We start from the raw sequence: 19635 nt of genomic DNA, 5'->3' as shown, positions 1-19635 counted from the left end.
CGGCGGACATCTGCCCGCCGGTAGTTCCCTGCATCGGACCTGCGGCCCGGCCGGATCAAGCCGACTTGAAACGTGCCATCAGTTCGGCGCGTCCGGGATCGGTCAGCGTCGCCGCCGCGCCGAATTCCAGCGGAGTCAACAGATCCGCCGCCGGATAGAGGATCGGATTGTTCATCACCTCCTTGGGCAGCAGCGCGTTGACCCGCGCATCGGTGGAAGGCGCACCGTTGGCCAAGTGCTCCTTGACCGCGACTTTCGGGTCCATCAGGTAGTTGAGCAGGGCATAACCGGCGGGCTTGTTGGGCGCATCCTTCGGGATGGCGTAGAAGTCGGTCCAGATCTCGCCGCCCTCCTTGCCAAGCACATAGGCGATCTCGGGGATGTCACGGTGGAGCTGCGCCCCATCATTGGTCCAGCACATCGTCATCCAGGCGTCGCCGGCACGCATCGACGGCTGATAGTCGCTGGAAACCGCAAACAGGTGCGGCTTGACCTTCAGTAGCAATTCCTCCGCCTTGGCGAGTTCGTCCGGCTTCAGCGAGTTGAACGAAAACCCGAAATATTTCAGCGCATTGCCGATCGTGGTGAGCTGGTAGTCATGAACCATGGTCCGGCCGTCGCCCTCGGCCATGGCCGTGTCCCAGAATTCCTTCCAGCTCGTCATCGGCTTGGTGAGCTTCTTGGTGTTGACGGCAAAGCCGGTGGTGCCCCAGTTCTTCGGCACCGCGTAGGTCACGCCGTCGATCGTGCCTTCCGAGGTAAAGCGCGGGTCCTGCTGCGAGCCGTCGAAATTCGCAAGTTTGGCCATATCGAGCGCTTCGATGATGTCGAGCTTCTTGTAGGTTGAAATCGTGTAGTTGGTCGGAACGAAAAGGCTCCAGCCCGAGGCGCCAGCCTGCAGCTTGGCCAGCATCTCCTCGTTTGACCCGAACACGTTGACCTCGACGGCGACGCCCGTCTCGGCCTTGAAATTCTCGAACGTCGCCGGGTCGTGATAGTTGGGCCAGGTGGCGATCGACATGCGGTCGCCAAGGCCCTCCTGGGCGAAGGCCGGCGACGGCATGATGCCAAGTTCGCGGGCCATCACCGCCGTTGCGACGCCAAGGCCGGTGAGGCCTAGAAACTCGCGGCGGCCGATGGAACCGCGCTTGAGCCGCATCAATTGATCAACAAACTTCTCCGGGTTTATCGGCAGTCCGTCACGATACGATTTCGACATTTTTGATTTCCCTCTGGTTGGTCCCGTTGTTCTTGGAGTCCGGAAACGCAAGCGGAGTTCCGGCTGTAAAGCCGATGGCGACGGGTTCACCCGGCTTGAAGAGATTTCCACGGCCGATCAGGTGATCGGCCTTGGCGAGCAGCGTTCCGATACCTCCGACCTCGATCGCGTATTCCGCGGTCGAGCCCAGAAAGATCCGGTTGCGGACAAGGCCGTTCAGCCGGCCGCTTCCCGGCGCGCCGAGACTTAGCGATTCAGGGCGCAGGCTGACCGAAACGGTCTCACCCTTTTGCAGCGAAGTCCGCTTGCGCGCGGCAATGACGGTACCGTCGGCAAGCGCCACCTCGACAAGGTTGCCCGAGTGCCCGGCGACCTTGCCGCTCAAGAGATTGGTCTTGCCGACGAAGTCCGCGACGAAGAGATCGGCGGGTTCGTCATAGATTTCGCTCGGCTGCCCGAGCTGGACGATGCGCCCGCCATTCATGACGCAGACGAAATCGCTCATCGACAGCGCCTCTTCCTGGTCGTGCGTGACAAGGACGAAGGTGATGCCGATCTCGCGCTGCAGGTTCTGCAACTCTATCTGCATGTCGGTGCGCAGCTTCTTGTCGAGCGCAGCCAGCGGCTCGTCTAGCAGCAGCACCGCCGGCTTGTTGACCAGCGCGCGCGCCAGGGCGACACGTTGCTGCTGGCCGCCGGAAAGCTCGTGGATCTTGCGGCGGCCGTAGCCGGCAAGCCGCACCATGGCGAGCGCCTGGCCTGCCCTCAGGCTGATCTCCCGCGACGACAGCCGCGGCCGCGCCTGGCGCAGTCCGTAGGCGATGTTGTCCTCGACGTCTAGATGCGGAAACAGCGCGTATTGCTGGAACACCATGTTGACCGGCCGCCGATAAGGCGGCGTGCCGGCCATGTCGCGGCCACGGATGAACACCGCGCCTTCGCTCGGCTGTTCGAAGCCCCCGATCATGCGCAGGCAGGTCGTCTTGCCGCAGCCGGACGGCCCGAGCAAGGCGACAAAGGCAGACGGCGGGACGGCAAGATCGATGCCGCTGACCGCGGTCACGCTGCCGTAGCGTTTGGTAACCCCGCGAAACTCGATGTCTGGCACTGCGGTCAAAGTGCGGACTCCAACGATAAGGCAATGTTGAAACGCTATCAGAGCCAACGGCGACTAGTATATACCTCGCAGGTGGTATATTCAGTCGATTTTATCGTTTAGAGGGGTATAAGTTGAGCGTGTCGCGCGCCGACGAATACAATCAGCTCGCCACGCTCATCGCCGCGACACGGGAGACGAGCGGCGAACTTTTCGGCAAGGCGATGGTCGGCTGGCTTCGGCAGCATGTCAGTTTCGACCACTGCGTGATCTTCGGCTATCGCGGCGCCTCGCGCCCGCCGCTGCTGTTCGAGACGTTCTCGCCGGCCGAAAGCCACGTCTTCGTCGCGCTTTATCAGGAAGGCCCCTATCTGCTCGACCCGTTCCACCATGCTGCGGTCGAGCGCAAGGAAGGTTTCTGGCGCATGCGTGAACTGGCGCCGGACCGCTTCTATGCCAGCGAATATTACCGCTCCTACTACAGCCAGACCAGACTGGCCGAGGAGGTCGGTTTCTTCGTGCCGTTGCCGGGCAAGGATGCGCTGGTGGTCTCGCTGATGCGACTCCACGCTTCGGGGCCATTCGGAACCGCCGATGCCAGACTGCTGCGCGACATGGCGCCGGCGGTGATCGGCTTCGTCAGGCTGCGCTGGCCCGGCCTTCCGGCTGACGAACCGGCCGAGACGAAGCAGGACGAGGCGATTGCTCCGGTTGCCGAGTTCGAACGTGCCCATATCTGGGAGAGCCTTTCGCTGACGCCGCGCGAAAAGCAGGTCGTCGATCTGGTGCTTCAGGGGCATTCCACGGAATCGATAGCCAGGGCGATGCGCATCGTGCCGGGAACCGTGAAGGTTCATCGCCGCAACATCTACCGCAAGCTCAAGATCAAGTCCCAGGCTGGTCTCTTCGCGCGTTTCGTCGAGATCATCGACGCGCGAATTCGGTAGTCCACGATTTCGGAATGACTCGCTCGGGCGGTTAGCTGGCGACGCCCTCCCATGAGCCGGATGCTGCCATTTGCCTGAGCAGGGGCGCCACTCGAAAGATTTGCCTGCCGGTCCGCTCGTGCCAGTGGTCCAGCCGTCCGATGATCTTGTCGACCCTTTCGAGGCCGGCCCAGAACATCGGCCCCCCCTTGCCGACCGGAAAGCCGTAGCCGTTGACCCAGACGACATCGATGTCCGAGGCGCGGGCGGCGATCTTCTCCTCGAGGATTTTCGCCCCCTCGTTGATCAGGGGATAGAGCGTCCGCTCGATGATCTCCTCGGTGCCGATCGCCCGCGGCGCGATGCCCTTCTCGGCAGCCTTGTCGCGGATCAGCGCTTCGACCTCGGGATTGGGAGCCGGTGTGCGTGAGCCGTTCTCATAGCGGTAGAAGCCGCTGCCGGTTTTCTGGCCGAAATGCCCCTGTTCGCACAGCGTGTCGGCAATCGCCGCCGTCTGGCCGCGCGCCTTGCGGTTGCGCCAGCCTATGTCGAGGCCGGCGAGATCGCCCATCTGGAACGGCCCCATTGGCCAGCCGAAATCGGTGAACACCCGGTCGATCTGCTGTGGAGTTGCCCCTTCCAGCAAAAGCGCTTCGGACTCGGCGCCGCGCGCGGCCAGCATGCGGTTGCCAACGAAGCCATGGCAGACACCAACGACGACCGGCACCTTGCCGATCCGCCGCGCCAGCTCGACGACCGTCGCCAGCGCATCCGGCGCGGTCTTCTCGGCGCTGACAATCTCCAGCAGCTTCATGACATTTGCCGGCGAAAAGAAATGCAGGCCAAGCACATCCTGCGGACGCGAGATCGAGGCGGCGATTTCATTGACGTCGAGATAGGAGGTGTTGGTGGCGAGGATCGCGCCTGGCTTGGCCACCGCGTCGAGCCTGCCGAACACCTCCTTCTTGACCGCCATCTCCTCGAACACCGCCTCGACGATCAGGTCGCAATCGCCGAGATCACCATAATCCGTCGCACCCTTGAACAGGCTGAGCCGCTGGCGCTTGGCGTCTTCGCTCAGGGAACCGCGCGCGACGGAAACGGCATAGTTCTTGTCGATTGTCGCCAGCCCGCGCTCCAGCGCCTCGCGGCTGGTTTCCAGCAGGGTCACAGGAAAACCGCCATTGGCGAACGCCATGGCAATGCCGCCGCCCATGGTGCCGGCGCCGATGACGCCGACCCGTGCGATCCTGCGCCTGACGATATCCTTGCCGGGAATCTTTGCCGCCTCACGTTCGGCGAAAAACAAATGACGCTGCGCGCGCGATTGGTCGCCTCCGACCAGTTTCACGAACAGTTCGCGCTCCTCCGCCAGCGCCTCGTCGAACGGCAGCGTGATGGCATTGCGGACCGATTGCGCGCAGGCGATCGGCGCTTCGAGGCCGCGCGCCTTTTTGGCAAGCTCCGCCGCCGCCTTGTCGAATTCAGGCAATTCAGCCTGGTCGAGACGATCGCTGCGCTCACGCACCGGCGTGAACGGCCCACCCTTGCCAGCCATTTCGCTGGCGAAACGAACCGCCTGCGCGGTCAGGTCGCCATCGAAGACGGCGTCGACCAGGCCGACGGCTAGCGCCTCGGCCGCGCCGATCGGCGCTCCCGAAACGACCATCGTCAGCGCCTTGACCGCGCCGACGAGGCGCGGCAGCCGAATCGTGCCGCCTCCGCCGGGCAGCAGACCGAGCTTGACCTCCGGCAGGCCGAGCCTGGCCGCCGCGTCGGCAACGCGGAAATGGCAGCCGAGCGCCAGTTCCAGCCCGCCACCGAGCGCGGTGCCGTGGATGGCGGCAACCGTCGGCTTTGCGATGGTTTCCAGCACGGCAATGATGGCGCGCAGATCCGGCTGCTGCACCGGCTTGCCGAACTCGGTGATGTCGGCGCCGGCGACGAAGGTCCGCCCGGCGCAAGCGATGACGATGGCCGCGACATCAGACTCGTCCCGCAAGGAAACGAACGCCTGCATCAGCGGCTCGCGGACATGGAAGCTCAAAGCGTTGACCGGCGGATTGTCGATGGTCACGACGGCGACGCCGCCATCCCTTGTAAGGCTCACGAAATTGGACACGAAAACCTCTCGCAACGATGACGGCCGGCAACGCCGACGAGATTTACAGGGCGAGCATCCGGATGGGAACCGGGTGCTTTTTCGGAAGACCTTGCAGCAGCAGCAGCGAGGTTTGGTCAGCGCAGCGCTTTCTGGCCGCCGGCGGCGGTGATGACGCCGACGATGATCAGTCCGGTCAGCAGCAGTCGGACGCCGGCGCTGACGCCGAACGTGTTGAGCATGGTCAGGAGCAGCACCAGGAACAGGGCCGCTCCCCAGACACCCGGCACATTGGCCTTGCCCCCCGCCACCGACGTGCCGCCGATGACGACGACGGCGATCGAGGCCAGCAGGTACTCATTGCCGATGTCAACGTTGGCGCCGCGGAAATAGCCGGCGAGCAGCGCCCCGTCGAGACCGCCGAGCGCGCCCGACAGCGTGTAGGTGAGGAAGCGGATGCGGCCGACATTGACGCCGGCCAGCCACGCCGCGCGGATGTTCTGGCCGATCGCCAGCACGGAACGGCCATAGATCATGCGCTGCAGCGCGATCGCAGCGCCGATGGTGAACAGCACCGTCAGCAACGCCAGCACTGGAATGCCCAGAATCTGCCAATTGGTGAAATCGGCGAAGCCCGGCGGCGGCTTGATCTGCAAGCCGCGCCCATAGCTGATGTCGATCGACTGGATGATGAAGCTGGCCGACAATGTGGCGATGATCGGCGGAATGCGCAGCGCCCAGATCAAGAGATAGTTGGCGGCGCCGATCGCCATGCCACAGGCCAGCGCCGCCAGCAGCCCGACGGCGATCATCTGATCATTGCCGTCCATCACTTTCATGGCGACGGCGCTGGCGAGGCCGATATTGGCCGGCAGCGACAGGTCGACATTGCCCGGCCCGAGCGTGATCACGAACATCTGGCCGACACCGACGATGACGGTGAAGACGGCGAGCGAAAGCGCCGCGGTGATCATGCCGCCTCCGCCATACCCGCCTGTGAAGGCGACCGTCGCCAGCCACACCAGAGCCGCGCCGATGAAGGACCAGATCCAGGGCTTTGCGAGCAGCGTGCGCAACGATGCCATCGCTCACCTCTCCCTGCGGCTGATCAGCACCCGGGCCGCCAGCACGATGATCAGGATCGCGCCATTGGCGGCGACCTGCCAGTCGGGCGGAATGTGCATAAAGGTCAAAAGCGGCGACGCGGCGAGCGCCAGCGTCAGCGCGCCGATCACCGCGCCGATCGGCGACACCCGGCCGCCGACGAATTCGCCGCCGCCGAGGATGACGCCGGCGATCGACAGCAGCGTGTAGCCATTGCCGATATTGGCATCGGCCGAGGTGGTGATGCCGATCAAGGCCATGCCGGACAGCACGCCGAACAGACCGGCCAACGCAAACAGCACGATCTTGGTCCTGAGCAGCGACCAGCCGGCTCGTTCGAGCGCGACGGCATTGCCGCCCGATCCGCGCAGGATCACGCCATAGGAGGTGCGCATCACTCCGAAATAGACGACCGCCGCGATCAGCAGCGCCGCGATGATCGGGAAAGGAATCAAAGGTGGCTTGAAGGCCATCAGCGACAGCAGCCAGTCCGGCGCCTTGCCGCCGGGCTTCGGTAGGGTGAGGATGGCCAGCCCCTGCCAGACGAAGCTCATGCCGAGCGTCACCACGATCGAAGGCAAATTGCGCAGATAAATCAGCGCGCCGAGCAGCGCATAGACACCGATCGACCCGAGCAGGATCACGACGCCGACCAGCGGCGCGTCCTTCAGCCACGTCGCCGTGACGCAGCCGACGAAACCGACGAAGGTGCCGATCGACAGGTCCAGCTCGTTGCCGGCGATGACGAACATCTGCGCGATCGTCGCCAGCGCGATCGGGATCGCAAGGTTCAGCATCAGGCTGAAGCCGAAATAGCTGATGGCGCGCGGGTTGAGCCAGGCGATCGCCAGCAGCACCAGAGCCAGCGACAGCGCCGGCAGCAAGCCACGCAACAGCCGCGCCCGCGCCAGCTTGCCGCGCTCGGAAGAGCCGCTGGGGCCGGTCTCGACGGGTGCTGCCGTCATCTCAGGCCGCGTCGCCGAACGAGGACTGGATTATTCTTTGCTCCGTCAATTCGTCGCGACGAAGATTGGCGACGATCCGGCCGTTCTTGAAGACATAGATGTGGTGGCAATTGTCGAGCTCTTCGGTTTCCGTGGTGTACCAGAGGAAGGTGCGGCCGCGGCCGGCCTCTTCGCGCACGAGATCGTAAACCTCGAGCTTGGTCCCGATATCGACGCCGCGCATCGGATCGTCCATCAGCACGATCTTCGCGTCGGAACCGAGCGCCCGGGCGAACAGGGCCTTCTGCTGGTTGCCGCCGGACAGCGAGAAGATGTTGTTGTTCATATCGGGGGTGCGGATGCCGATCTTCTTTTGCCAGAAGTCTGCGAGTTCGGCTTCGCGTTGCGGCGAGATCAAGAGGCCGTTGCGCAATCGCTTCAGCGAGCGGATGCCGATGTTTTGCGCAATCGACCATTGCGGGAAAATCCCGTCCGACTGGCGGTCGCCGGCCACCAATGCCACCGGCGCGGTGACCTCGATGCCGGTTTTGCTGCGCGCAGCAGCGGCGAAGATCGCCAGCAACAGGTCGGTTTGTCCATGGCCGGCAAGCCCGGCAAGGCCGATGATCTCGCCGGCATGCGCCACAAGTTCGTTGCCGTCCTCTTGCCGTGCCGGGCGGGCCCGAACTCGCAACGGGCCAGTCTCCGGCTTTTGGGTCGCGATTTCGGCCGCGATCTTCTCACGCGCTTCCGCTCCACCCATTGTCGTCACCAGCCTGTCGCGATCGAAAGCCTTGGCTACATCCGACGCTACGACCTTGCCGTCGCGCATCACCACGATGCGATCTGCATTCCCGAGCACCTCGCCCAGAAGATGCGAGATCAGGATGCAGCTCCCGCCAGCGGCGACAAAGCGCCGGACGAAGGCCAGCAACTGCCCGGCCGTATGCGCGTCGAGCGAGGATGTCGGCTCGTCGAGGATGACCAATGCAAGGGGATCCTGCGTCACCGTGAAGGCACGCGCCACCTCGACCATTTGCCGTCTACCGATGGAAAGGTCGTTGGCGATATCGGAGGCGGAGATGCTGTGACCCGGGAAAATCTCGTCGAGCTTGGCGGCGATGAGATCGGCCGCCTTGCGCCGCCAGCCGAAGCCGCTGAGCGCCGCATGGTTGATGCGCGTGTTCTCGGCAACGCTGAGGTTCGGGCACAGCGACAGTTCCTGGAACACGCAGCGTATGCCGAGCTGCTGGGCGCGCGGCACCGAATAATTGTCCTCGATGCCGCCACGCACCGCGATCCGCCCGCTGTCCGGCACAAGCGTGCCCGCCACCATGTGCATGAGCGTCGACTTTCCCGCGCCATTGTGGCCGACGAGGCCGACGCATTCGCCGGCGCGGACGTGGAAATCGACGCCGGCGAGCGCCCTGACGGCGCCGAAATGTTTTTCGGCTCCGTCCAGTCTGACAATGTCCATATTGGCGGCGCCGAAATGCTTTTCGGCGCCGTCCAGCCTGACGGTGTCTGCGTTAGCTTCCGGCATTCCTCAGCAATATCCGTTCGGCGCTGCCGGGAGCAATGCCGGAAGCAACGATTGTGTCACGCTCACTTGATGTTGGCTTTGATGGCCGCGATGGCATCTTCCTGCGTGTATTCGTGGCTGGCCACGCCACCTTTGGGGATTTTCGGCAGCGCGGCCTCGAAATCATCCTGGGTGAAGGCGAGGTATGGCACCAGCAGATCATGTGGGATGTCGGTGCGGCCATCGAGCACCTGCTGTGCCACCCAGAAGGCCAGCGACGACACGCCCGGCGCGATCGACGCCGACCACGTCTGGTAGCCGTCCTTGTCCTTCTGTTCCTTCCACCACTGCAATTCGTCCTGGCGGTTGCCCATGATGATGGTCGGACGCGGCTTGCCGGCGGCGGCGAAGGCCTGTGCCGCGCCATAGCCGTCGCCGCCCTGATCGACGACGCCGACGATTTCCGGCAGCGACGGCAGGATCGTCGCGACCGCCTTCTGCGCCGTCGTCTGATCCCAGTCGCCGGTCACCGAACCGACGATCTTGAATTCGGGATGGGCGGCGACACCCTCCAGGATGCCGGCATGGATGGCGTCATCTATCGACGTGCCGGCGAGGCCGCGGATTTCCAGCAGATTGCCGCCCTTGGGCTGGAACTTGGCCATCTGCTCGACTTCCTGCTTGCCCATGTCCTTGAAGTCGACGACCACGCGATAGGCGCAGGGTTCGGTGACGATGCCGTCGAAGGAGACGACGACGATGCCGGCGTCGCAAGCCTGCTTGATGGCGCCGTTAAGCGCGTCCGGCGAAGCGGCGTTGATGACGATCGCGTCATAGCCTTGCAGGATCAGGTTCTGCACCTGGGCCGCCTGGGTCGGCACTTCCTTGTCAGCCGTCGTGAAGATATCCGCGGCCGCGACCACCCCGTCGGCGACCGCCTTCTTGGTGACGATGGCGTAGCTGTCGAGCATCGCCTGCCGCCACGAATTGCCGGCATAATTGTTGGAAAAGGCGATCTTCTTGTCACTGGTGTCGGCAAGCGCGGTGCCTGAGGCGAGCATCGTCGCAAGGGCGCTCAGGACGAGTAGCTTCTTCATGTCATAATCCTCCCATGGATTGCTGGTCATTGTTGGCTGCTAATGGCTGTTATGATGACCTTCGTTTCAATATTGTCAGACAAATTTAGATGGGCGCACTTGTCAACAGCGATCAGTGACGGTTTGACGATCAACTTGCGGTGCAATGATTGAAAAGGGTTCGGCTCCTGGTCTACCTCTGAACCGCGAGACCGACATTACGTGGCAGTGACGCCGAGCGTCGGCTGACGCTTCGATCCCTCAAGAACCAGGACGAGAACATGCAGATTGGAATGATGGGACTGGGCCGGATGGGCGCCAACATGGTGCGGCGCCTGCTGCGCGACGGCCACGAATGCGTCGTCTACGATATCAACCCGGCTAGCGTTGCTGCATTGGTCAACGGCGGCGCGATCGGCGCGGCTTCGATGGAGGAATTCGTCGGCAAGCTGATCAAGCCGCGCAGCGCCTGGCTGATGCTGCCGGCGGCGATCACCGGCAAGGTCGTCGAGCAAGTGGCCGCGCTGATGGAGCCGGGCGACATCATCGTCGACGGCGGCAATTCCTACTACCACGACGCCGTCGACCAGGCGGCGCGCCTCGCCTCCAGGGGCCTGAACTATGTCGATGTCGGCACCAGCGGCGGTGTCTGGGGCCTCGAGCGCGGCTATTGCCTGATGATCGGCGGCCCGGACGGCGCGGTCCGCCATCTCGACCCGGTCTTTGCGACCCTGGCGCCGGGCGCCGATGCCGGCGCGCCTGCCCCGGGCAAGGATGCAGGAACGGCTCCTTTCGGCTACCTCCATTGCGGACCGAGCGGTGCTGGCCATTTCGTCAAGATGGTCCACAACGGCATCGAATACGGCGTCATGGCCGCCTATGCCGAGGGCATGAACATCCTGAAGTCGGCGAATGCGGGCAAGAAGCAGCGGATGGCGGATGCCGAAACCAGCCCGTTGGAAAACCCGCAATACTACCAGTTCGACGTCGATATCGCCCAAGTAGCCGAAGTCTGGCGGCATGGCAGCGTCATCGGCTCCTGGCTGCTCGACCTGACGGCGGGCGTGTTGAAGACCGACTCGGCGCTGATCCAATTCGGCGGACGGGTTTCGGATTCCGGCGAAGGCCGCTGGACGCTGAAGGCGGCGATCGACACCGGCGTGCCGGCGCCGGTTTTGTCCTCGGCCCTGTTCGACCGGTTCTCCTCGCAAGGCGAGTCCGAATTCGCCGACAAGCTCCTGTCCGCCATGCGCTATGCTTTCGGCGGCCATGTCGAAAAGCCGAAGGCCGGCTCGTGACTGGGGAGAGACACTTATGAGCCAGGAACGGTCCGACACGCTGGTGCTTTTCGGGGCGACCGGCGATCTCGCCCATAAGAAGATCTTCCCGGCGCTTTATACCATGGTCGCCAAGGGGACCCTGACCGAGCCGGTGATCGGCGTCGCTTTCGACGCCTGGGACCTGAAGCAATTGCAGGCACGCGCCCGCGACGGCATTGGCAAGACCATCGGCAAGGTCGACGAAAAGATCTTCGCGAAACTTGCCTCTCTGCTTCGCTATGTCAGCGGCGATTACCGCAGTGCCGCGACATTTGAGAAGCTGAAGAGCGTGCTGGGTACCGCGCAGCACCCGCTGCACTATCTGGCGGTTCCGCCGACCATGTTCGAGACGGTCATCCAGGGGCTGGAGCAGTCGGGCGCGGCCCAGGGCGCGCGCCTGATGGTGGAAAAGCCCTTCGGTCACGATCTGCAATCGGCGCGCTGGTTGAACCGGGTCTTGCACCTAGTGTTCGACGAGCAGTCGATCTTTCGCATCGACCATTATCTTGGCAAGGAAGCGATCCAGAACCTGCTCTATTTCCGTTTCGCCAATTCCTTTCTCGAGCCGATCTGGAACCGCAATTTCGTCGAGAGCGTGCAGATCACCATGGCCGAGGACTTCGGCGTCGAGGGCCGCGGCCGCTTTTACGACGAGGTCGGCTGCATTCGCGACGTCATCGAGAACCACCTGCTCAACATCCTCTTGCTGCTCGCCATGGAACCGCCTGTCGGCCGCTCGGCCGACGACCTGATCGACGAGAAGGTGCAGGTGCTGAGGGCGATCCGGACGCTGACCAAGGACGATGTCGTGCGCGGCCAATTCGACGGCTATCTCGCTGAGCCCGGCGTAGCGCCGAACTCGCCGGTCGAGACCTTCGCCGCGGTGCGGTTTTTCGTCGACACCTGGCGATGGCAGGATGTGCCCTTCTTCATCCGCGCCGGCAAATCCCTGCCCGTGCATGCCACCGAGGTGATCGTGCGGCTGAAGCGGCCACCGCTCGACGTCTTCGATCCGATCAAGCCCGATGACGCCAACCATGTGCGCTTCCGCATCAATCCGCAGGTGGCGATCTCGATCGGCGCCCAGCGCAAGGCCCCCGGCGACGACATGATCGGCGAGCAGGTCGAACTGACGGCCCTGGACGACTCCAAGGGCGACATGCCGCCCTATGAGCGGTTGATCGGCGATGCCATGAACGGCAACCGCCAGCTGTTCACCCGCCAGGACGCCAGCGAGCTTGCCTGGCGGATTGTCGGCCCGGTGCTTGGCGACACCACGCCGCCTCCGCTTTATCAGCCACGCACATGGGGTCCTGCCGACGCGATGGCCGGGTTCGGGCCGCCGAACGGCTGGATCAATCCGGCGAAATGACCTCCAGAGCCGGCGGCAATGTCGACAAACTCGACGAACCGCCTACCGGTTGCAGGCGCGGCGACAACACCCGTGCCTTAGAAGGCGGATTTCCACTGTGGCGCGACAAATCACTGATCGTCTGATATTCTGATGGTTTGGGGTCAGACCTGTTGATCTGGGTGCCGCCGTTAGTATTGTGTTCAAAATAATGTGCGGTGTCATTGCGTTACGCAGGTTTGCCGACTAGGAATCCTGCTACCCCCAGGATGGAGAAAATAGATTGACTGACGATAGCAACAACGCTCGCAAGGACATCGATCTGCTTGAGCTGACCGCTCACATCGTGTCCGCCTACGTGGAGAAGAACCGCCTGCCGGTTTCCGGCCTCGGCGATCTCATCGCAAGCGTCAGCGCTTCGATAAGCGGGCTCGGACAACCGGCCGTCCCACCGGCAGCGCCGTTGGTCCCCGCGGTCAACCCAAAGAAATCAGTGACGCCTGATTTCATCATCTGCCTCGAAGACGGCAAGAAGTTCAAGTCCCTGAAGCGCCATATCGGCGTTCATTTCGGGCTGACGCCGGACGCCTATCGCGCCAAATGGGGTTTGCCGGCCGACTATCCGATGGTTGCTCCCAACTATGCGGCCTCGCGCTCGCAACTGGCGAAGGCAATTGGCCTTGGCCGCAAGGCCGCCCCGCCGGCGCCCGCCAAGAAGGCGAGGAAGCCCAAAGCCAAGGTCTGACACGTCGTTCGAAGCCCGGCAAACGCAAGCCTCGAAGATTGGCGGACAGCACCCCAGGGCTATCGCGTATGCCAAGTGCCCCCTCACCGAGGGGAGAGGAGGTAATCAGTATTTGATGCTAGCCTCTTCTCCCCTGAGGAGAAGAGGGCCGCGAAGCGGTCGGATGAGGCCCCCCATATGCGTGGTGCCGCCTGCAATTAGCATGGCAACCTGGGAATTCTTGATCCAAAGCCGATTTTTGCGCGCGCCTTGCACAGAACTGGGCTAAAAGCGCTGTGGTCGGACCAGCGCCCACCGTGGTAGAGCCCCGCCGGCCGATACACGATGCCGCCGGGGCCATTCACACATGACAGCGGAACGAACATTGCCCGACCAGCGCTATGCCGCCTTCCGGCATAAACCCTTCCTGAGCTATTGGGCGGCGCGCTTCCTCTCCACATTCGCCACCCAGATCGTATCCGTCGCCGTCGGCTGGCAGGTGTACGACCTGACCCGCGATCCGTTCGACCTTGGCCTTGTCGGCATTGTCCAGTTCCTGCCATCGCTGTTGCTGGTGCTGGTCACCGGGGTGGTCGCCGACCGTTTCGGACGCCGGCTGATCATGGCGCTATCGGTGCTGTTGGAGGCGATCTGCGCGCTGGCCCTTTTGCTGCTGACGCTGCGTGGCCTTGGCGGGCCGGGGTTGATCTTCCTCGTGCTCGCCATGTTCGGCATCGCGCGCGCCTTCTTCGGGCCGGCCGCGGCATCGCTGTTCGCCAACCTCGTGCCACCAGAGGATTTCGGCAACGCGATCGCCTGGAATTCGTCGGCCTGGCAGACGGCTACCATCATCGGGCCGGCCGCCGGCGGCCTGCTCTACGGGCCTTCGGCGGAAACGGCATACGGCACCGCCGCCGTTTTGATGTTTGTCGCCGCAGTGCTGGTCTTTACCATCCCCAAGCCTGCCCAGCGCAACGAGACCGACAAGCCGACCATGCAGACCCTGTTTGCCGGCTTCGGCTATATCTGGGGCGAGAAGATCGTACTCGGCGCCATTTCGCTCGATCTGTTCGCCGTGCTTTTGTCCGGCGCCACGGCACTGCTGCCGGTCTACGCGCGCGACATCCTCGAACTCGGCCCATGGGGTCTCGGACTGTTGCGCTCGGCGCCGGGCATCGGCGCCATCTGCGTTGCCATCTGGCTGGCCGGACATCCGATCCGCAACCATGCCGGCGTGGTCATGGTCGGCTTCGTCGCGCTGTTCGGCGCCTTCACCGTGCTGTTCGGCCTCTCGACCATCACCTGGCTGTCGATCGCGGCACTCGCCTTGCTCGGCGCCACCGACATGTTCAGCGTTTACATCCGTGAGACGCTGATCCAGCTATGGACGCCGGATCAGGTGCGCGGCCGCGTCAACGCCGTCAACCAGGTCTTCGTCGGCGCTTCCAACGAGCTGGGCGAATTCCGCGCGGGCACCATGGCGGCGTTGATCGGCACCGTTCCCGCCGTGGTGATTGGCGGCGTCGGCGCAGTCGTTGTCGCCGGGCTATGGGCGGTGCTGTTTCCGCAGCTGCGCAAGGTGCGCCACCTCGATGGGCGAAACTAGAGCATGATCCCGAAAGTGGGAACCTGTTTTCGGAAAAGATCATGCTCATGCAAAGTGTTTCACACCGCCGGTTTGCCGAAGATCGTCTGCAGGAATTCGCCGAGCCAGCGCTTGAGGTGCATGTCCCAGATCAGCCGGCCGCCGAGGTGATCGCGGCCTGGCTGCGCGCCGGGCAACTCGAAGCGATGCGCGCCGCGAACGACCCAGCGCTGCATCATCACCCGGGTCAATTCGCCATGGAACTGAATGCCCCAGGCATTGTCGCCATAACGAAAGGCCTGGTTGGGATAGGTCTCGGCCGTCGCCAGCAGCGTCGCGTCCCTCGGCAGCGAAAAGCCCTCGCGGTGAAACTGGTAGACCATCTCAGGCCAGTGCATCAGCTTCCGGCCATCCTCGGTCGCCTTCAACGGATACCAGCCGATCTCGACCAGCCCCTCGCCGTGACCCTCGACCTTGCCGCCAAGATGATTGACCAGCATCTGCGCGCCGAGGCAGATGCCGAGCAACGGCCGGTTCTCCCTCAGCGGAACCTTCAGCCAGTCGGTCTCGCGGCGGACGAAGTCGTCCTCGTCATTGGCGCTCATCGGACCGCCGAACACCACGGTTCCGGCATGACCGTCCAGTGTTTCCGGCAAGGCGTCGCCTAGCGGCGGGCAGCGGAGATCGAGGTCGAAGCCTTCTTCGATGAGCATGTGGCCAACGCGCCCGGGGCTCGAACTTTCCTGATGCAGCACGATCAGGATTTTTGGCCTCGGCCTCGGCGTGGATGGCATGGGGATCCTGTCTATTCGTCGCTCGACGTTCCGGTGGCGCCCGGCGCCTCGGCCGCCGCCTTGCGGCGCGCCTCTACCCGGTCGCGGCGTTCGACGCCGATCAGTTCGGCGACTCGCCAGACGATATTATCCTCGAGTTCGTGCAACTCGCCATCGGCATAGACGATCTCCCACATCAGGCCGATGAAGGCTTTTCGCGCGTCCGCGTCGAGCTGGCGCTTCAACACGCTGGTGAAGGCATAGAGGTCGACAGCCTCATTGTCAGCCCGCTCGCCAGCGGCGGCCAGCGCGTCGAGCTCGTCGCCGCTGATCGAATAGCTTTCCGCCAGCACCACCTTGAACCGCTCCCATTCGGCATCCTGACGCACGCCGTCGGCGCTCATCACATGGTAGAGAAGGGCGGATGCTGCGACGCGCGGATCATCGGCGTCGTTGCGGGCGCCGCCACCTGCCGGCAGCTCCTTTAGAAACGACAGAACGCGTTCGAACATGCGATTACTTCCCATGGGGCCAAAACTACCAAGCTCAGCCAAATCAGAACAAGCGAAACCTGCGTGGTGATTTTTCGTTCTCGTCGTCCGGGTCGACGCCGGGGTCGTCGGGCAGCCGGGCCAGTTCCTCCGCCGGTTCGACAGCTTCGGCATCCGGCGGCACCGCGGCAAAGGCCGAGGCGGTGACCGGCGTGACATGATCTTCGCCACCTTCCGCAGCCGCGGTTTCGCCCGAAACGGTGGGGTTCAGCTCGATCACATTTTCCTGTGCCGGCTTGGTCGGCGCCGCAATGGTCGCCACTGCGGCGTCCGGCGCATCCTCGTCACTGTCGATGAGCTGGCCGAGCCGCTCCATCGGCGCCCGCCATTCGAAGGCGTCGAGCTTGCCGGTGATCGGCGACGCCGGCGCCCAGCGTTCCGAGACGACGCCGTCGGCAACCCAGGCCGGATCGCGCGGTGCACGCACTGCCTTGGATAAAAGTTGTCGCACCGTGCCCTGATCGCCGGTCTCGGCCTCCTCGATATCGGCCAGCAGCAGATAGGCGCCCTCGCGGCGGTCCATGCGAACGGCTGCCTCGGCTTCCCGGCGGGCGGTTGAAAAATCCTGCGCATCAAGCGCGGCGCGCGCCACCGCCAGTGAGGATTCGGCGTGGTTTTTCTTCATCTCCTGCAGTTTCCTGGCCCGGTTCAGCCGGTCGAGCACGGCGTCCGCAGGTCGGGCGTGGGTGTAAAGCTCGGCGATCTCCGGGTGCGGCTCGGCCTTCCACGCCGCTTCCAGGATCTTCGAGCCCTTGCGGACATCGTTCTCCCGAAACAGCATTTTTGCGGCGGCGACCGCCGCCGGCGCGAAATCCGGCCGCAGCCGGTTGGCCTCGATGGCGGCGGTCTTGGCGGCATTGGGATCGCTGTCGACCAGCGCCTGCGCCTTGGCGGTGAGCAGCACGGCGCGGCGCCGGTTGGCGGCGTCGCGCTCGATCTGCCGCGTCGATTTCTGCGCCTCGACCAGTTTCAGCGCCCCGTCCCAGTCGCCGCGCCCGGTCAGATCTTCCAGCGTCGATTCGGCGGCCCAGGCCAGTTGCGGCGCCATAGCCGCGGCGCGCCCGGCATAGTGCCGCGCCGCGTTGCGGTCGCCGAGGCGCTCGGCCTCGAGATAGAGCCCACGCAGGCCGAGCAGCCGCATTTCCGAATCGTCGAGCATGGCCTCGAACTTCTCGCGCGCACCCTCATGATCGCCTTCGAGCAGCGAGGCCTGCGCCTCGAGCAGCTGGATCAGCGGCTCCTGGTCGGAGCGGATTAGCTTTGCCGCTTCCTTGGTCTTCTTGCGGGCAAGCGCCCCGTCACCGGCGCCGGCGGCGATCATGCCGGTCGACAGCGCCTGATAGCCACGATCGCGACGGCGCACGCGGAAATAGCGCGAGATGGTGTAGGGGCTGTTCCACAGCGACTTGATCAGCCACCAGACGATCATCACCGCGGCTACGACGGCGACGACCGCCACCGCCGCCACCATTAGGCTGACCTGGTATTGATAGCCGCTGAAGGTGACGACCATCTCGCCCGGCCGGTCGGCCAGCCAGGCGAAACCCAGCCCGAGCGTGAATACGACGGCGAGGAAGAGGAGAATGCGAATCATCGGGTTTTCCTCATCACGCCTTCATCGCGCCTGATATCAGTGCGTCGACCTGCTTCTCGACCTCGATCCGTGCCTTCAATTTGCCGGCAAAGTCGGCTCCAGCAGCCTTCACAGCCTCGGGCAGCGTATCGTATTCGCTGAGCGCCTTGGCGTAGTCGCCCTGGTTGACCGCCACTTCCATGCGCGCGACGGTTTCCGGCGCGCCGGCGCCTTCGACGGCACCGATCGGCCTGACTTTGACCAGCGATTCGGCGCTCGACAAAAGGTTCTGCAGGAAGCCGGCATTCTCGTCGACGGGCTCGGAGGCGGCGACCATGGCATTGGCCGCGGCAGCCATCTCGGCGGCGATGTCCGCGCGTGTCGCAACACCCTTTTCGGCGTGGGGACGCAAGATCGCGATCTCCGGCGCGTCCGGCGAAATCGCCGCGAAGGTTTCGAGTTCGGCCGCGAATGGCGCACCGCGGTCGAGTGCCGCCTTCAGCGCCGACGCGGCGATGGCGAGCGCGATCTTCGGCTGCCCCGCCTGTGCCTCGACCTTGCCGGAAAGCTGCGACACCGACTGTTCCAGCGCCGCAAGCCGGCTTTCCTGCGCCTTCGTCGCCTCGCCGGCGGATTTCACCGCCGCGTCGAGCTCGGCCAGCTTCTCGTTGAGCGGGCCGAGGTCGGCCGGCGCTGCATTGCCGGCCTTGTCGAGGGCCGCAACCGCCGTCTCGATCTGCCTGACCTTGTCGCCAAGTGCCGCAAGCCCGGCGGTGTCGCCGGCCTGCTCCGCCGCCGATTTCAGCGCCGCGACATCCGTCTTGACCTGATCCAGCGCCGACGACAGCCCATCGACCCTGGCCGACGAATCGCCGTCTCCGGCCGCGTCCTTGAGCCCGGCGATCTCGGTCTTCAGCGCGGCGATTTCACCACTGACGCCGTCGAGCGACACACCGCCCGCACTGGACCCTGGCGCGCCGAGCAGGCCGGCGAACTGCAGCCCTCCCGCGGCGGCGAGCGCAATGACGCCGCCAACGATGCCGGCAGCGATGCCGTGGATGCCGCCACGCCTTGGCTGCGCTGCCATGGCTTCGTTCCTCGCCTGGGTTGCTTTCGGCGCTTCTTCGGTCCCGCTGGCCCCCGTCCCACGGGCCTCCGTCCAACTGGCTTTAGCCGATGCGTCGTCGAAGCTGTAATCGATGCCCCGGTTCGCCGATGCCTCCGAGCCTGTCGGATAAGTGGATTCTGATTCTTCTGGACGCTTGGTACCGGCCTCTGCCGGCTGTTCCGAGCCGGCCTGCGGCGCCGCATCGGCATGTTCCCATGGCTCGAGATCGGTCTGGTCGGCATGCACAGGCTCTTCCGGAGGCTCCGGCAGCGATGCGTTCGCTGCTTCCTCAGCCTTCGCCTCGTCAGTCCGCGTCTCTCCGGTCTGTGCCTTCTCTGTCGATGCCTTGGCGGCATCCTCGTCGGCAACGCGCGAGACGGCGCCGGGTTCGAGCTCGATGGTCACCGGCTCGCGACGGCTTTTCGAATGCCGCATCTTCGGCGTCTTGACCATGCTTTGGCTCCGCAAATTTGCTTCGGGATGGTTCAGAAAGGGTCTAGCACATCACCAAGCGGTGAAAAGGGGCGGCGTGATGACACGGGGACTATCGAAGGATAGCGTCGACACCGGAAAATAAAAAACCCGCCTCGACGGGCGGGTCGTTGGCGCAATCAGCACCACACAGAAATTACTAACATAATTGCCGGCACAAAGCAAGAACAA

The 19635-nt window shown here is 64.2% G+C and carries 16 protein-coding genes and 1 pseudogene; 6 read left to right on the top strand and 11 right to left on the bottom strand.

Going from position 1 to position 19635, the window contains the following annotated elements; all coding sequences use genetic code 11:
• Positions 1 to 55: 55 nt before the first annotated feature.
• Complete coding sequence (locus AC0NID_RS07110; protein WP_473452164.1) at positions 56 to 1219, bottom strand: ABC transporter substrate-binding protein; 1164 nt, start codon at positions 1217 to 1219, stop codon at positions 56 to 58.
• Positions 1200 to 2336 (bottom strand): ABC transporter ATP-binding protein, encoded by a 1137-nt coding sequence (locus tag AC0NID_RS07105; RefSeq protein ID WP_473452162.1) that lies wholly within the window; start codon positions 2334 to 2336, stop codon positions 1200 to 1202. The genes AC0NID_RS07110 and AC0NID_RS07105 overlap by 20 nt, the downstream gene beginning before the upstream one ends.
• Before the next feature lie 119 nt (positions 2337 to 2455).
• Here AC0NID_RS07105 and AC0NID_RS07100 point away from each other — a divergent pair, with 119 nt between their 5' ends.
• The gene (locus AC0NID_RS07100; RefSeq protein ID WP_473452649.1) at positions 2456 to 3262 is read left to right on the top strand and encodes a response regulator transcription factor; all 807 of its coding nucleotides are present in this window, start codon (positions 2456 to 2458) and stop codon (positions 3260 to 3262) included.
• A 31-nt stretch (positions 3263 to 3293) separates the two neighbouring features.
• On the opposite strand, the gene AC0NID_RS07095 is transcribed toward AC0NID_RS07100, so the two are convergent.
• The 5 genes from AC0NID_RS07095 to AC0NID_RS07075 all read right to left on the bottom strand — a co-directional run bounded on the left by AC0NID_RS07095 (position 3294) and on the right by AC0NID_RS07075 (position 10009).
• Positions 3294 to 5363, bottom strand: a complete 2070-nt coding sequence (locus AC0NID_RS07095) for a 3-hydroxyacyl-CoA dehydrogenase NAD-binding domain-containing protein (protein ID WP_473452160.1) — start codon at positions 5361 to 5363, stop codon at positions 3294 to 3296.
• Between the two features lie 116 nt (positions 5364 to 5479).
• Positions 5480 to 6427, bottom strand: coding sequence for an ABC transporter permease (locus AC0NID_RS07090; RefSeq protein WP_473452158.1), 948 nt, complete (start codon positions 6425 to 6427; stop codon positions 5480 to 5482).
• 3 nt (positions 6428 to 6430) lie between these two features.
• Complete coding sequence (locus tag AC0NID_RS07085) at positions 6431 to 7411, bottom strand: ABC transporter permease (protein WP_473452156.1); 981 nt, start codon at positions 7409 to 7411, stop codon at positions 6431 to 6433.
• 1 nt (position 7412) lies between these two features.
• Positions 7413 to 8933, bottom strand: a complete 1521-nt coding sequence (locus AC0NID_RS07080) for an ATP-binding cassette domain-containing protein (protein ID WP_473452154.1) — start codon at positions 8931 to 8933, stop codon at positions 7413 to 7415.
• Positions 8934 to 8995: 62 nt separating this feature from the next.
• Entirely contained in the window at positions 8996 to 10009 is a 1014-nt protein-coding gene (locus AC0NID_RS07075; protein WP_473452647.1) for a substrate-binding domain-containing protein, read from the bottom strand.
• Between the two features lie 260 nt (positions 10010 to 10269).
• Between AC0NID_RS07075 and gnd the strand changes: the two genes are divergently transcribed.
• The 5 genes and pseudogenes from gnd (at position 10270) to AC0NID_RS07050 (ending at position 14988) form a co-directional block, all read left to right on the top strand.
• Entirely contained in the window at positions 10270 to 11286 is a 1017-nt protein-coding gene (gnd, locus tag AC0NID_RS07070; RefSeq protein ID WP_473452153.1) for a phosphogluconate dehydrogenase (NAD(+)-dependent, decarboxylating), read from the top strand.
• Between the two features lie 16 nt (positions 11287 to 11302).
• Positions 11303 to 12679 carry a glucose-6-phosphate dehydrogenase gene (zwf, locus tag AC0NID_RS07065; protein ID WP_473452151.1) on the top strand — a complete coding sequence of 459 codons (1377 nt, stop codon included), beginning with the start codon at positions 11303 to 11305 and terminating at the stop codon, positions 12677 to 12679.
• An 11-nt stretch (positions 12680 to 12690) separates the two neighbouring features.
• A pseudogene (locus tag AC0NID_RS07060) lies at positions 12691 to 12804 on the top strand (ROK family protein); the annotation flags it as partial.
• A 137-nt stretch (positions 12805 to 12941) separates the two neighbouring features.
• Positions 12942 to 13403 carry a Ros/MucR family transcriptional regulator gene (locus AC0NID_RS07055; protein ID WP_473452149.1) on the top strand — a complete coding sequence of 154 codons (462 nt, stop codon included), beginning with the start codon at positions 12942 to 12944 and terminating at the stop codon, positions 13401 to 13403.
• A gap of 346 nt (positions 13404 to 13749) precedes the next feature.
• The gene (locus AC0NID_RS07050; protein ID WP_473452148.1) at positions 13750 to 14988 is read left to right on the top strand and encodes an MFS transporter; all 1239 of its coding nucleotides are present in this window, start codon (positions 13750 to 13752) and stop codon (positions 14986 to 14988) included.
• A gap of 59 nt (positions 14989 to 15047) precedes the next feature.
• On the opposite strand, the gene AC0NID_RS07045 is transcribed toward AC0NID_RS07050, so the two are convergent.
• The 4 genes from AC0NID_RS07045 to AC0NID_RS07030 are packed head-to-tail and all read right to left on the bottom strand — an operon-like array spanning position 15048 to position 19425.
• Positions 15048 to 15761, bottom strand: coding sequence for a glutamine amidotransferase (locus tag AC0NID_RS07045; protein WP_473452146.1), 714 nt, complete (start codon positions 15759 to 15761; stop codon positions 15048 to 15050).
• Between the two features lie 11 nt (positions 15762 to 15772).
• Positions 15773 to 16252, bottom strand: a complete 480-nt coding sequence (locus AC0NID_RS07040) for a tellurite resistance TerB family protein (RefSeq protein ID WP_473452144.1) — start codon at positions 16250 to 16252, stop codon at positions 15773 to 15775.
• A gap of 43 nt (positions 16253 to 16295) precedes the next feature.
• The gene (locus AC0NID_RS07035) at positions 16296 to 17885 is read right to left on the bottom strand and encodes a heme biosynthesis HemY N-terminal domain-containing protein (protein WP_473452142.1); all 1590 of its coding nucleotides are present in this window, start codon (positions 17883 to 17885) and stop codon (positions 16296 to 16298) included.
• 13 nt (positions 17886 to 17898) lie between these two features.
• On the bottom strand, positions 17899 to 19425 hold the full coding sequence (locus tag AC0NID_RS07030) for a COG4223 family protein (RefSeq protein WP_473452140.1): 1527 nt from the start codon (positions 19423 to 19425) through the stop codon (positions 17899 to 17901).
• Between the last annotated feature and the right edge of the window lie 210 nt (positions 19426 to 19635).

The sequence above is a fragment of the Mesorhizobium sp. WSM4821 genome, assembly GCF_055901555.1.
This window is presented reverse-complemented; position numbering and strand designations above follow the sequence as displayed.

Bases quoted from the DNA above. Each gene is read 5' to 3' on its own strand.
- AC0NID_RS07045 (WP_473452146.1), bottom strand. From the start codon at position 15,761: ATGCCATCCACGCCGAGGCCGAGGCCAAAAATCCTGATCGTGCTGCAT.
- AC0NID_RS07090 (WP_473452158.1), bottom strand. From the start codon at position 6,427: ATGGCATCGTTGCGCACGCTGCTCGCAAAGCCCTGGATCTGGTCCTTC.
- AC0NID_RS07110 (WP_473452164.1), bottom strand. From the start codon at position 1,219: ATGTCGAAATCGTATCGTGACGGACTGCCGATAAACCCGGAGAAGTTT.
- AC0NID_RS07030 (WP_473452140.1), bottom strand. From the start codon at position 19,425: ATGGTCAAGACGCCGAAGATGCGGCATTCGAAAAGCCGTCGCGAGCCG.
- AC0NID_RS07050 (WP_473452148.1), top strand. From the start codon at position 13,750: ATGACAGCGGAACGAACATTGCCCGACCAGCGCTATGCCGCCTTCCGG.
- AC0NID_RS07035 (WP_473452142.1), bottom strand. From the start codon at position 17,885: ATGATTCGCATTCTCCTCTTCCTCGCCGTCGTATTCACGCTCGGGCTG.
- AC0NID_RS07085 (WP_473452156.1), bottom strand. From the start codon at position 7,411: ATGACGGCAGCACCCGTCGAGACCGGCCCCAGCGGCTCTTCCGAGCGC.
- zwf (WP_473452151.1), top strand. From the start codon at position 11,303: ATGAGCCAGGAACGGTCCGACACGCTGGTGCTTTTCGGGGCGACCGGC.
- gnd (WP_473452153.1), top strand. From the start codon at position 10,270: ATGCAGATTGGAATGATGGGACTGGGCCGGATGGGCGCCAACATGGTG.
- AC0NID_RS07075 (WP_473452647.1), bottom strand. From the start codon at position 10,009: ATGAAGAAGCTACTCGTCCTGAGCGCCCTTGCGACGATGCTCGCCTCA.
- AC0NID_RS07040 (WP_473452144.1), bottom strand. From the start codon at position 16,252: ATGTTCGAACGCGTTCTGTCGTTTCTAAAGGAGCTGCCGGCAGGTGGC.
- AC0NID_RS07080 (WP_473452154.1), bottom strand. From the start codon at position 8,933: ATGCCGGAAGCTAACGCAGACACCGTCAGGCTGGACGGCGCCGAAAAG.